General features: G+C 71.6%; 9 protein-coding genes and 1 pseudogene. 4 read left to right on the top strand and 6 right to left on the bottom strand.

Going from position 1 to position 12,615, the window contains the following annotated elements; translation table 11 throughout:
• Nucleotides 1-197, top strand: a pseudogene (locus tag ACZ7DY_RS11090) (hypothetical protein); the annotation flags it as partial.
• Nucleotides 198-224: 27 nt separating this feature from the next.
• Here the strand turns inward: ACZ7DY_RS11090 and ACZ7DY_RS11085 are convergent.
• The gene (locus tag ACZ7DY_RS11085) at nt 225-902 is read right to left on the bottom strand and encodes an O-methyltransferase (RefSeq protein WP_471132976.1); all 678 of its coding nucleotides are present in this window, start codon (nt 900-902) and stop codon (nt 225-227) included.
• A 131-nt stretch (nt 903-1,033) separates the two neighbouring features.
• Nucleotides 1,034-2,437 (bottom strand): glycine betaine/L-proline transporter ProP, encoded by a 1,404-nt coding sequence (proP, locus tag ACZ7DY_RS11080; protein WP_471134489.1) that lies wholly within the window; start codon nt 2,435-2,437, stop codon nt 1,034-1,036.
• Nucleotides 2,438-2,990: 553 nt separating this feature from the next.
• Between proP and ACZ7DY_RS11075 the strand changes: the two genes are divergently transcribed.
• The gene (locus ACZ7DY_RS11075; RefSeq protein ID WP_471132974.1) at nt 2,991-5,066 is read left to right on the top strand and encodes a bifunctional glycosyltransferase 87/phosphatase PAP2 family protein; all 2,076 of its coding nucleotides are present in this window, start codon (nt 2,991-2,993) and stop codon (nt 5,064-5,066) included.
• Here the strand turns inward: ACZ7DY_RS11075 and ACZ7DY_RS11070 are convergent.
• Both ACZ7DY_RS11070 and ACZ7DY_RS11065 read right to left on the bottom strand, forming a co-directional pair.
• Nucleotides 5,017-6,648 carry a hypothetical protein gene (locus ACZ7DY_RS11070; protein ID WP_471132972.1) on the bottom strand — a complete coding sequence of 544 codons (1,632 nt, stop codon included), beginning with the start codon at nt 6,646-6,648 and terminating at the stop codon, nt 5,017-5,019. The genes ACZ7DY_RS11075 and ACZ7DY_RS11070 overlap by 50 nt on opposite strands.
• 164 nt (nt 6,649-6,812) lie before the next feature.
• Entirely contained in the window at nt 6,813-8,057 is a 1,245-nt protein-coding gene (locus tag ACZ7DY_RS11065) for a cytochrome P450 (protein WP_471132969.1), read from the bottom strand.
• 251 nt (nt 8,058-8,308) lie between these two features.
• Here ACZ7DY_RS11065 and ACZ7DY_RS11060 point away from each other — a divergent pair, with 251 nt between their 5' ends.
• Nucleotides 8,309-9,478 carry a steroid 3-ketoacyl-CoA thiolase gene (locus tag ACZ7DY_RS11060; protein WP_471132966.1) on the top strand — a complete coding sequence of 390 codons (1,170 nt, stop codon included), beginning with the start codon at nt 8,309-8,311 and terminating at the stop codon, nt 9,476-9,478.
• A 122-nt stretch (nt 9,479-9,600) separates the two neighbouring features.
• A complete protein-coding gene (locus tag ACZ7DY_RS11055) occupies nt 9,601-10,851 on the top strand; it encodes an alpha/beta hydrolase (protein WP_471132964.1) in 1,251 nt (416 codons plus the stop codon).
• An 81-nt stretch (nt 10,852-10,932) separates the two neighbouring features.
• Here the strand turns inward: ACZ7DY_RS11055 and ACZ7DY_RS11050 are convergent, their stop codons facing one another.
• Together ACZ7DY_RS11050 and ACZ7DY_RS11045 are read right to left on the bottom strand one after the other, a co-directional pair.
• Nucleotides 10,933-11,388: an aggregation-promoting factor C-terminal-like domain-containing protein gene (locus tag ACZ7DY_RS11050; protein WP_471132961.1), complete on the bottom strand. Its 456-nt coding sequence runs from the start codon at nt 11,386-11,388 to the stop codon at nt 10,933-10,935.
• Between the two features lie 343 nt (nt 11,389-11,731).
• Nucleotides 11,732-12,550, bottom strand: coding sequence for an ECF transporter S component (locus tag ACZ7DY_RS11045; protein WP_471134486.1), 819 nt, complete (start codon nt 12,548-12,550; stop codon nt 11,732-11,734).
• Between the last annotated feature and the right edge of the window lie 65 nt (nt 12,551-12,615).

Genomic DNA, 12,615 nt, shown 5'->3' with positions numbered 1-12,615 from the left:
TGGTCTGTCCTTTCGCTTGCTGACGCATCCAAACCCCAACCCCGTCGGGGAAGGTGTGGGGGTTCCCAGCGGGGCCCACCCCCCCCCCCCCCCGCGGGGTCCCCCCCCCCCTCGCCCGGGGCGGCTCCGGCGAGATCGTCATCCAGGACAGGTCGGGGCCGCGGAGCGTGAACGTCGGTTTCTACCACGAGGGTTGAGACCGCCGGCCGTGGATCATTCGCGGGTCAGTCGACTACGCGGGCCAGCGCGAAGCCGTCGTACCCCTTGGTGCCCACCGTCTGGATCGCCGTGGCGCTCAGCCGTGGGTGCTCGGCCATGATCTCCAGGGCGGCGCGGGTGCCGAGCACGCCGGGGTCGGTGCTCGACGCGTCGGTGACGGCGCCGTTGCGGACGACGTTGTCGAGGACGATCAGGCTGCCGGGGCGGGTCAGTTCGAGCGCCCACTCCAGGTAGCGAGGATTGTTGACCTTGTCCGCGTCGATGAAGACGAAGTCGAAGGGGTCGGGGTCGGCGGAGTGGGCGGCGCCGAGTGCCGTGAGCGAGTCGAGCGCGGGGCCCACGCGCACCTCGACGATCTTGTCGAGGCCGGCGCGGACGAGGTTGCCGCGGGCCACGTCCGCGTGTTCGGGGCTGTATTCGAGGGTGATGAGGCGGCCGTCGGCGGGGAGGGCGCGGGCCAGCCAGATGGTGCTGTAACCGCCGAGGGTGCCGATCTCCAGGATGCGGCGGGCGCCCTGGAGCTGGGCGAGGAGGTGGAGCAGCTTGCCCTGGTTCGGGGCGACGCTGATCCGCGGGAGGCCGGCGGCGTCGCTGTCGCGCTGGGCCGCGGCGAGGGCGTCGTCGGCCGGGGTGAGGAGGTCGGTGAAGTAGGCGTCGACGGAGTTCCACTGCTGCTGGTTCATGCGGCTCGTACGGTCCCTTCGACTGACCAGTTAGCTTCGCTAAGTAGCCTACGCCGTGTGGGAGTTCGGGGCGCGGTGGTTGCCCGAGACGAGACGGGGTGGGGCGGGTGCGAAGGCCGGAAGGTGACCCCTCAGCGCCCGCCCCCGCGCAGCGCCACCGCTTCCGCTTCGGTCTCCACCGACGGGGGTGAGCCCGGGAGGGGCTGGCGGGCCGATTCCGTCATGTACCAGACGGCGATTCCGCCGACCACGGCCGCGGCCATCATGTAGTACGCGGGCATCATCTTGTCGCCCGTCGCGCCGATCAGCGCCGTCACGATCAGCGGGGTCGTGCCGCCGAAGACGGAGACGGAGATGTTGAAGCCGATGGAGAGGGAGCCGTAGCGGACCTTCGTCGGGAAGAGGGCGGGGAGGGTCGACGGCATCGAGGCCGTGAAGCAGACCAGGAGCAGGCCGAGGGCGCCCAGGCCCAGCGCGATCGCCCACAGGGAGCCGTCGCGGATCAGGAGCATGGCGGGGACGGAGAGCAGCAGGAAGCCGGCGCAGCCCGCGGCGATGACCGGGCGGCGGCCGACGCGGTCGGTGAGTGCGCCCATGAACGGCTGGACGCACATCATCAGCGCCATGACGGCCAGGATGACCAGCAGCCCGTGCGTCTCGTCGTACTTGAGCTCGCTGGTCAGATAGCTCGGCATGTACGACAGCAGCATGTAGTCCGTGACGTTGAAGACCAGGACCAGGCCCATGCAGAGGAGCAGGGCCTTCCACTGGCCCGCGACCATGTCGCGCAGGCGTACCTTCGCGCGGGTCTGCTCGTCCTTGTGGGCCTTCTCCAGTTCGGCGGCGAACGCCGGGGTCTCCTCCAGCTTCATCCGCAGGTAGAGGCCGATCAGGCCCATCGGGCCCGCGATCAGGAACGGGATGCGCCAGCCCCAGGAGAGGAGGTCGTCGGTGGAGAGGAGCGCCGTCATCAGGGTGACCAGGCCCGCGCCGCCGATGTAGCCCGCCAGCGTGCCGAACTCCAGCCAGCTGCCGAGGAAGCCCCGCTTCTTGTCGGGGGCGTACTCGGCGATGAAGGTCGAGGCCCCTGCGTACTCGCCGCCGGTCGAGAAGCCCTGGACCAGGCGGGCGAGCAGGAGCAGGATCGGCGCGCCGACGCCGATCGACGCGTACGACGGGATCAGGCCGATCGCGAAGGTGCCCGCGGCCATCATGATCATGGTGAGCGCGAGGACCTTCTGGCGGCCGACGCGGTCGCCGAGCGGGCCGAAGACCATGCCGCCGAGCGGCCGGATCAGGAAGGCGGCGGCGAAGGCGCCGAAGGTGGAGAGCAACTGGGCCGTCGGGTTGCCCGAGGGGAAGAAGACCTTGCCGAGCGTCACGGCGATGTAGCTGTAGACGCCGAAGTCGAACCACTCCATCGCGTTGCCGAGGGCGGCCGCCTTCACCGCGCGCCTCACCATCGCGGGGTCGGTGACGGTGACGTCACCGGCGGCTTCCGCGCGGGATCCGGCGGGGCGTCCTGCCGGGGGCAGGTGTTCCCGTGAGGATCGCGGTCCCCCCGGGGACTCGGGCTTCCGTAGGGCGACGGGTGTGGCGCTCGCCAAGGGTTCGCTCGCCTGCTCTCGGTCGACGACAAGGGCGGGGCCGCACCCGGTCACCGGGGGCGGCCCGAAAAGCGACCATAGGTGCAAGGAGCATCATTACGGTCGGTGTCCGTTCGGCCGCACAGCGCGCGGAAACCGCTTCTGTCCAGGTCAAACGGTGTTTCCGCAGACTGCGGGGATAAGGCGCCTTTGTGATCTATGTCGCGGCTCCGGCCGGGAACCGCACGCTGCGGCCCGACGCGCGATCCTGGAATTCGGGGTGTCGTCCCTGGTGCGTTCGGGTGGGGCCCACCCCCGAAGGGCCCTAAGGACACCCCGTTCGGGTCAAAGCGCCCGGGGGCCGATGGAAAGCGATGTGGCTGCCAGGTGAAAAGGTGGTTGCGTGCGTCTCACATCAGGGCGCGGAACTCTCGGGCCCTTCACCGGCCCTTCACGGACGGGGTCGCTGACATGACGGACGGGACGGGAGGGCCGACGGGGCGTGGCGAACGTTGAGCACAGGGGATCGGGCAATGCTGTGGGCGCCGACCGGCCGGGTGGGCCCGGGGCGCGGACCGCGACGGCCCGGGTCGTCCTCTGGCTGATCGCGGCCTTCCTGGCGGCCCGGCAGGTCGCCGACGTCCTGCGCACCCCCAAGGGGGAGCGGTTCACCGATCTGGAGACCTGGATCGGGCCGCAGGGCGTCCTGCACGTCAACGGCTCCTTCTACGACGGGGACAAGTTCACCGGACCGCCCTTCGCCGGCCTCGTCCTCAAACCGCTCGCGCGCTCGGGCGAGCAGGCCCTCGGCTGGGCCTGGACGTTCGGCACCCTCGGTCTCGTCGCCGTGCTCGGCCTGGTCGCGGCCCGCGCGCTGCCGCAGCCCGTCGCCCGGCGGACCTCGCTGCTGGCCGCGCCCGTCGCGATCAGCCTGCTCATCCTGTCGCTGCCGGTGCGCAACACCCTGCACCTCGGTCAGACCAGCGTCATCCCCGTGCTGCTCGTCCTCCTCGGCCTCTTCGCGGTCCGCGACGAACGGGTCGGCGGCGCCCTGATCGGCGTCGGCGCGGCCCTGCAGCCCACCGCGCTGCTCTTCGCGGCGCTGCTCTGGTTCACCGGCCGCAGGAAGGCGGCCGCGTCCACCGGCGCGGCCTTCGCCGCCTGCACGGCGCTGACCTGGGCGGCGATGCCGCAGGACTCGTCGACGTACTGGTTCCACCACCTCGCGGGCGCGGGCCTCGGCACCCATCCGGACGCCACCGCCAACCAGTCGCTGCACGGCATGCTGCTCCGCTTCGGCCTCACGGGCCCGCTGGAGACGGCGCTCTTCGTCGTCCTGAGCGCGGCCGTCGTCGTGGTCGGCCTGCGCCGGGCCGTGCGCTACGCGCGGGACGGGCAGCTGCTCCTGGCCGTCGCGATCACCGGCTGCGTCGCGGTCGCCGTATCGCCGACGACGTGGCAGCACCAGCTGCTCTGGGTGCTCTTCGCGGTGGTCGGCCGGGTCGGCAAGCGCCGGTCGGACCGGTACGTGTGGCCGGTTGCCGTCGTCCTCGTCTCGACGCTGCCCGCCACGATGATGCTGCCGAACATGCCGGTCATGGAGCCGATCCGGGACAACGTCGTGCTGATCGCGGCGCTCGCGACGGCCGTCCTCGTGCCGTTCCTGCCGCGCTCCCACCCGCAGTACGGGGAGCCCATCCCCACCGAGCACGCCGAGCCCGTCCCGGCCCGCTGGAGCCGGGTGCCGCTCGTCCCGTTCTGGCGGCGCGTCCTGACCCGCCCGAACCTCCTGCTCGAACTGCTCCTGATCCGCGTCGGCTACTCCGCGTACCAGCAGGTCAGGCTGGCGGCGACGGGCGGCACGATCTCCGGGGGGCGGGCCACCGCCGAGCACCACGGCGAGCAGGTCCACGCGATCGAGCAATTCCTCCACATCGACCTGGAGCGCTGGTTCAACCATCTGACGGCGCGGACCGGCTGGATGGAGGACTTCTTCAACTTCTACTACACGTCGTTCCACTTCGTGGTGCCGCTGACCATCCTCGGCGTCCTGTACGTCCGCAGGCCCGCCGACTACCGCTGGGCGCGCTCCGCGCTCGGCTTCGCGACGGTCCTCGCCCTCGTCGGCTTCTGGGCCTATCCGCTGGCCCCGCCGCGGCTGATGCCCGGGCTCGGCTTCATCGACACGGTGCACGGCGTGCAGGACTTCACGCAGCCCGACTACGGCACGCTGACCAAGCTCACGAACCAGTACGCGGCGATGCCCTCGCTGCACTTCGGCTGGTCCCTCTGGTGCGGCCTGGTCATCGCGGTCATCGCGCCCCGGTGGTGGATGAAGGCGCTCGGCCTGATCCACCCGTTCTTCACCCTCTCCGCGATCGTGGGCACCGGCAACCACTGGGTGCTCGACGCGGTGGGCGGCGCGACCGTCGTGGGCCTCGGCTTCGGCCTCACCTATCTGCTCTCGGGGCCCCGGGTGCGGCAGCCGGCCAAGGCGGCGCGGGCGGAGAGGGCGCGGGAGCCGGCCGTCAGCGGCACGTCGAAGGGCGGCTCCGCGGAGGACCGTACCCCGAGCTGATCTCGTACGTGCCGGGCGCGGGAACCGAGAGGCGCGTGAACTCGCCCTCGCGGCGCAGGCAGGCGCCGTTGGCCCGCAGCCACGGCGAGTACACCAGACGCAGCGTCACCGAGCCGCGCTCGGGCACCCGCACCACGACGTTCGACCCCGTGGAGCGCACGACGGCCGCGGGCTCGGAGACGAGCGGCACCGGGTTCTCGACGCGGAAGATCTGCCAGTGCGCGTCGTGCCAGACCGGCTCGAGCCACTTCGGCCCGCTCGCCACCAGCGCCGCCTCGTCCTCGGCGAAGCCGTCCGGTTTGCCCGCGGGCAGCACCACGTACCCGACGGCCCACTTGTCGAGCCACTTGCGGTAGGTGCCCGCGGAGAACGACCCGTCGTAGAAGAGGCGGCCGCGCTCGATGTCGAGCTGGCGGTTCCAGCCGCGCGCCATGTTCACGTACGGGGCGAGGGCGGTGGCCTCCCGGTGGTTGCGGGTCGGGACGACCTCGACGCGGGTGCGGTTGGCCTCCAGGCGCTCCAGTTCCCGTACGACGCCGTGGGTGTCGACCGCCCACTTCGGCACCTTCGTCGACACGGCGAGGTCGTCGAGGGTCTTCTGCGCCACCCAGGCCGAGGAGAGCACGAGCGCCACCGTCAGGGCGATCCTGCGCGCCCGGGTGAGGCCGGGGACGAGCAGGGCGGCGAGCAGCAGGGCGGGCCCGACCAGCTCAGCGAGCCGCTCGACGTTGGTGCCGATGGGGGAGGGGATGAGGTACGTGAGGACGGTGCCGACCGCGTAGACGCCGGCGCCCCACCGCACCACCCGCCACTCGCGGGGCCCCGCCAGGATGAGGGCCAGGCTGAACAGCACGGGCGGGAAGATCCGGTCGAAGGGCATCAGATGCTCGCCGGTGAAGGGGAAGAGCACCGTGGTCGCCGCCACGACCAGGACCGGCGGCAGGATCAGCGCCGCCGCCCGCACCCAGTCGCGCACGAAGAAGTAGCCGGCGCCCGCCACGACGAGGAAGAGCCCCGCGACCGGGGAGCCCATGGTGGCGAGGGCCGAGCAGGCGACGGCGGCCGTCACGCACCGCCTGCGCACCAGCGCCAGACAGGCCGCGAGGCCGAAGGCGAGGCCGAGCGCGAAGGTGGTGCGGCCGGAGGCGACGTTGCACCAGATCGCCAGCGAGGCGAGGACCGCGGGCCACAGCGGTCTTCGGATGCCGGTGCGGGCGATCAGGGCGGCGACCAGCCAGGCCCCGGCCACCCCGGAGAGCACGGTCACGGTCCGCACGCCGAGGGCGGCCATCAGGTACGGCGAGATCAGGCTGTAGTTGGCGGTGTGCATGCCGCCGTACCAGAAGAGGTTGTACGCGGCCGTGCCGTGCTCGGAGGCGAACCGCGCCCAGGCCTCCTGCGCCGCGAGGTCGCCGCCGCCCGTGGCGAGAAAGGCCACCCAGACGGCGTACAGCGGAAGGGTGGGGAGGGTGGCGAGGAGCGGGACGCGGTGGCGCCGCAGGAACGGCCGCAGGGGGGCGTTCCGGCCGGTGGGGGCGGTGCCGGACGGGCTGAGCGATACGTCGGCAGAGACCACGGCCACCGTTTCCGTTCGAGTCCAGGGGAGGCAAGGTTCACTTCTCAGGACGCTTCGTGCAACGGAAACGTTGGTTCAGTAAACGTGATTGACCTGATAGGTCGCTTCACCCGTCCGGGGGAGGCGGGGGCGGGGCGTGAGAGGTGTGCCCCCGCCTCCCTTGCGCCGGGTCAGCCGGTGCTGACCTGGAGCTCCTTGACGCCGTTGAGCCACGCCGAGCGGAGCCTGCGGGGGTCGCCGGTCAGGTGCAGGCCGGGCATGGCGTCGGCGATCGCGTTGAAGATGAGGTTGATCTCCAGGACCGCCAGGGACTTGCCGAGGCAGAAGTGTGGGCCTCCGCCGCCGAAGCCGAGGTGCGGGTTCGGGTCGCGGGTGATGTCGAACCGCTCCGGGGATTCGAACACGTCGGGGTCGTGGTTGGCCGAGGAGTAGAAGATGCCGACCCGGTCGCCCTTCTTGATCAGGGCGCCGCCGAGCTCGGTGTCCTGGGTGGCCGTGCGCTGGAAGGAGACCACCGGGGTGGCCCACCGCACGATCTCCTCCGCCGTGGTCACGGGGCGCTCGCGTTTGTAGAGCTCCCACTGGTCCGGATGGGTCAGGAAGGCGTGCATGCCGTGGGTGATGGCGTTGCGGGTGGTCTCGTTTCCTGCGACCGCGAGCAGGATCACGAAGAACCCGAACTCGTCGCCGGAGAGGTTCCCCTCGTCCTCGGCCGCCACCAGCTGGCTGACGATGTCTTTGGCCGGGCACTCCTTGCGGGCGGCGGCGAGATGCATCGCATAGGCGACGATCTCCATCGCGGCCTCGGCGCCGATCTCCTCGGTGATGGCGTACTCCGGGTCGTCGTACCCCGCCATCTTGTTGGACCAGTCGAATATCTTCGAGCGGTCCTCCTGGGGGACGCCGATCAGCTCGGCGATGGCCTGGAGCGGGAGCTCGACGGCGACGTTGGTCACGAAGTCGAAGGAGCCGTCCGCTGCCGCGCCGGCGAGCGCCGTCTCGACGATGGAGTGGGCGCGGGAGCGCAGCGCCTCCTCCAGGGAGCGGATCGCGCGGGGGGTGAAGCCGCGCTGGACGATCTGGCGGACCCGGGTGTGCTCGGGCGGGTCCATGTTCAGCATGATCAGCTTCTGGACCTCGATCTGGTCCCGTTCGATCGACTCGTTGAAGCGGATGATGGCGGTGTTGAGGTTGGAGGAGAACAGCTCGGGGTGCGTGGAGACGTACTTGACGTCCTCGTGCCGCGTGACGGCCCAGTAGCCCGCGTCGTCGTAGCCGGATATCCGCGGCCGCTGGGCGATCCAGCGCACCGGTTCCGTCTGCCGCAGCCGTGCGAACTCCGGCAGCGGCACGCGGTCTTGGAGCAGGTCGGGATCGGTGAAGTCGAACCCGTCGGGCAGCGCTGGACAGGGCATCGGCAACTCCAGGCGTGAGCTTGGTTCTGACGGTCCATCAGGGCAGTTCGCTCGCAAGGTAGTAACGGGTTCTACAAGAGGCAAGGCCCAGGGCGGCCCGGTTGCGTGCGGGTCCCGCGCAAGGTGCGTGCAAGACTCTTGCGGCGCCGGGGTCCGGCTCAGCAGACTGCTGCACAGAACTAGAACGCGTACTAGTTCCACTCGCGAGCCGCCGGGACGGCTCGCGGGACGTGGAGGGAGAGGACGAGCCCATGGCCGCGGAACCCGTCATCGTCGAAGCAGTACGCACGCCCATCGGCAAGCGCGGGGGCGCGCTCGCCAATCTCCACCCCGCCTATCTGCTCGGCGAGACCTATCGCGAACTCCTCGGGCGCACCGGAATCCACGCCGACTGCGTCGAGCAGATCGTCGGCGGCACGGTGACGCACGCCGGTGAGCAGTCCATGAACCCGGCGCGCACGGCCTGGCTCACCATGGGACTCCCGTACGAGACCGCGGCGACCACCGTCGACTGCCAGTGCGGCTCCTCCCAGCAGGCGAGCCACATGGTCGCCAACATGGTCGCGGCCGGTGTCATCGACGTCGGGATCAGCTGCGGCGTCGAGGCGATGTCGCGGGTGCCGCTCGGCTCGGGGTCCAAGCACGGGCCCGGCAAGCCCTTCCCCGACGAGTGGAACGTCGACCTGCCCAACCAGTTCGAGGCCGCCGAGCGCATCGCCCGCAGGCGCGGCCTCACCCGCGAGAACGTGGACTCGCTCGGCCTCATCTCCCAGGAGCGGGCGGCCGTCGCCTGGGCCGAGGAGCGCTTCAAGCGCGAGACGTTCGCCGTGCAGGTGCCCACCACGGAGGAGGAGCAGGCCGCCGGGCAGGGCATGTGGCGGCTGGTCGACCGCGACGAGGGGCTGCGCGACACCACCATGGAGGGGCTCGGCCGCCTCAAGCCGGTCATGCCCACCGCCGTGCACACCGCGGGCAACTCGTCGCAGATCTCCGACGGGGCGGCGGCCCTCATGTGGGCGTCCAAGCGGATGGCGCGGGCGCTGAAGCTGAAGCCGCGGGCCCGGATCGTCGCCCAGGCGCTGGTCGGTGCCGACCCGCACTTCCACCTGGACGGGCCGGTCGACGCGACGCGCGCGGTGCTCGGCAAGGCGGGCATGTCCCTGAAGGACATCGACCTCGTCGAGATCAACGAGGCTTTCGCGTCGGTGGTGTTGAGCTGGGCGCAGGTCTTCGGGCAGGACCTGGAGAAGGTGAACGTGAACGGCGGCGCGATCGCCCTCGGCCACCCTGTCGGCGCGACGGGGGCCCGCCTGATCACGACGGCCCTGCACGAACTGGAGCGCAGGGACAAGGAGTTCGCGCTCATCACCATGTGCGCGGGCGGCGCGGTGGCGACCGGCACGATCATCCAGCGGCTCTAGCGAGCACCACGGCGAAGGGGTCCTTCCGGGGGCGGGCCCCCGCCGGGTGGTAGTAAGTACACCATCTGGCCGGGGGGTTCTCGGATGTCGCGGGCGCCCCGGCCCTCCGTAGCGTCGTCGGCATGACCAACTCCACGCCCGTACGCACCCGTTCACCGCGCAGGACGGCCGTTGCCCTCGCCGCCCTCCTGCTCGCCGGACTCGCCGCCGCGCCCGCCGCCGGGGCCCTCGACGGCTCCGCGCACCCCCGGCACACCGGCCGCGGCGACCTCCTGAAGGTCACGCAGGTGGCCGAGCTGAGCCGCGCCGAAGTGGTCCGCCACCTCAAGGAGGGCAAGCTCGACACGGGACCGGTGCGGTACGGGGTGACGGCGTACCGTCTCACCTACCGCACCGTCGGCCCCGAGGGCCGGCCCACCACCGCCACCGGCCTGTTCGTGCTGCCGAAGAGCCCCGGGGGCCGGGCGCACGAGCGACGGCTCGGCCTCGTCTCCGACACCCACGGCACCATGGTCCACCGCGACTACGCGCCCTCCGTCGCCGAGGACTTCGGCCGCCTCACCCCCTATCTCCACGCCGCGGCGGGCAAGGCCGTCGCCGCCCCGGACTACCTCGGACTCGGCAGGGGCCCCGGCCGCCACCCGTACATGGACACGCGCTCGGCGGTGACCGCGTCCGAGGACATGCTGCGGGCCTCGCGCACCGCGGCACGGCGCGAGGGGCGCGGGCTCTCCGGCGATCTCTACCTCACCGGCTTCTCGCAGGGCGGGCAGGTGGCGATGGCGCTGGCGAAAGAGCTGAGCGGCAAGGACACGCCGTTCACGCCGCGCGCGGTGGCCCCCGTCAGCGGTCCCTACGACCTGTCCGGCGAGGAGATCCCCGCCCTGTACGACGGCCGGGTCAACGGCACGAGCGGCGTCTTCTACCTCTCGTACTTCCTGGTGGCCCAGAACCGGCTGCATCCCCTCTACAAGGACCCCGCCGACGTGTTCCGTGCCCCCTACGCGGGCCGGATCGAGAAGCTCTTCGACGGCCGGCACGGCGAGGAGGAGGTCATCGGGGCGCTCCCCGGTTCCGTGCGGGAGCTGGTCACCCCCGCTTTCTACGAGAAGATGAAACATCCCGTGGGCCCGCTGAAGGATGTGCTCGAGGCGAACGACGGCTCGTGCGCCTGGAAGCCCGACGCCCCCGTACGCCTCTATGCCGCCCACGGCGACACCGACGTGCCGATCGGCAACGCCCGCAGCTGTGCCGCGGACCTCGCCGCGCACGGCGTACGGGCCCCGGTCGTGGACCAGGGCGGCGTGCCGCACATGGAGTCGGTCGCGAAGGCGGCGCCGAAGATCGCGCGGTGGTTCGCGACGGCCCGGTGACGGGCCCCGGACGCGCCGGAGGCGGCAACCCCGTACAGGGGTCGCCGCCTCTCGGATGCTGCGGTGGCGGGTCGCGGCGGCTCAGTACCAGCCGTTGGCCTGCCAGTGGTTCCAGGCGCCGACCGGGCTGCCGTAGCGCTCGTTCATGTACTTCAGACCCCACTCGATCTGGGTCTCGGGGTTGGTCTTCCAGTCGGCGCCCGCGGAGGCCATCTTCGAGCCGGGCAGGGCCTGGACCAGGCCGTAGGCGCCGGACGAGGAGTTGGTGGCGCTCGGGTTCCAGCCGCTCTCGTGCGAGACGATCTTGTCGAACGCGGCGAACTGCGCCGGGTCCGCGATCTTCTTCTTGGCGATCGCCTTGGCGGACGCGGGGGCGGCGGCGGGAGCGGCGGCCGGGGCGGCGGCCTTCGCGGTGGTCGGGGTGGCTGCCTGAGCGGGGGCCGCGGCGAAGACCATGCCGGAAGCGGCGGCGGCGACGAGGCCGCCGGTGATGGCCTTCTTCGGGGAAGCGATGCGGCGGATGAGCGAGGCGGACACAGAGGACCTTCCGGTGGGGGACGGGGCTCGCGGCGCACGTCGTGGGACACGGGAGTGTGGGGGACATGCGGCGGCGCCGAGGCCCGGGTGGGCTGTCGGCGCCTTGCGACTCATCCAGAGAAGCAGGGCCGTTACCTCGCCGCAATGCCCCTGCTTACTAGTGGAAGTCGCATCCGCGCCGAATGTCCGTCGTGTGACGTGGCTCTCAATGCGCAGGTCAGGACGCAGATTGATGCATGCATGTCAAGAGAGATGATCTACGGGCCTCCTTCGTAGAGGACCAAAGTACTGTGGGCCGCCTCACGGATCCGGGGCCCCGATGTAACGGAGAGCGGCGGGCCCCTTACGGCTTCGGGGCCTCGAATGTGACGGGCGCCTCGAACGCGGCCCGGCGCGTGGCCCGGCGCAGCGCCTTCAGTACGGCGGGACCGAGCGTCAGACCGAGCACCACCGTGACGACGGCGCGCGGCAGGTCCCACCCGAGCGAGGTCGCCAGGCAGTACGCGATGAACCGCCCGAGGTTGTCCAGGACCGGATCGCCCGGCACGAAGGAGACACCGGTGGCCGGGCCGCCGAGGTAGGGCCAGCCCTGGAGGTTCATCACCGTCCCGTACAGCACGGAGGCCACCGCCCCGTAGAGCGCCAGCAGCCACAGCTCACGCCGCCCGCGCAGGGTGTCGGGGCCCGGCAGCAGCCCCGCGCCCATGCAGACCCACCCCATCGACAGCATCTGGAACGGCATCCACGGCCCGACGCCGCCGGTCAGCAGCGCCGACGCGAACATCGACACCGCCCCCAGCACGAATCCGAAGCCCGGCCCGAGCACCCGCCCGCTCAGCACCATCAGGAAGAACATCGGCTCGATGCCCGCCGTCCCCGCGCCGAGCGGCCGCAGCGCCGCACCGGCCGCCGCCAGGACCCCCAGCATCGCGATGGCCTTCGCGTCGAGGCCGACGTCCGCGATGGTCGCCACGACGACGGCGAGGAGCAGCGGCAGGAGCGCCGCGAACAGCCAGGGCGCGTCCTGCGCGTGATCGCCGAGCCCGGAGCCGCCGGCCGCGAGGAGCGGCCAGCCGAAGGCGGCCACGCCGACGGCGCTGACCAGGGCGAGCGCCACGACGGAGCGGGGGCCGAGCCGGACGGGTCGCGCCTGGGCCTGCACCCCGGCGCGGGCCTCGGTCTTGCCTCCGGACCCGGGGTCCCCGGGCCGGGGGAGCTTCCGGCCGC

The sequence above is a fragment of the Streptomyces sp. NPDC037013 genome (assembly GCF_055607265.1).
This window is presented reverse-complemented; position numbering and strand designations above follow the sequence as displayed.

Bases quoted from the DNA above. Each gene is read 5' to 3' on its own strand.
- ACZ7DY_RS11085 (WP_471132976.1), bottom strand. From the start codon at position 902: ATGAACCAGCAGCAGTGGAACTCCGTCGACGCCTACTTCACCGACCTC.
- ACZ7DY_RS11065 (WP_471132969.1), bottom strand. From the start codon at position 8,057: ATGCCCTGTCCAGCGCTGCCCGACGGGTTCGACTTCACCGATCCCGAC.
- ACZ7DY_RS11060 (WP_471132966.1), top strand. From the start codon at position 8,309: ATGGCCGCGGAACCCGTCATCGTCGAAGCAGTACGCACGCCCATCGGC.
- ACZ7DY_RS11055 (WP_471132964.1), top strand. From the start codon at position 9,601: ATGACCAACTCCACGCCCGTACGCACCCGTTCACCGCGCAGGACGGCC.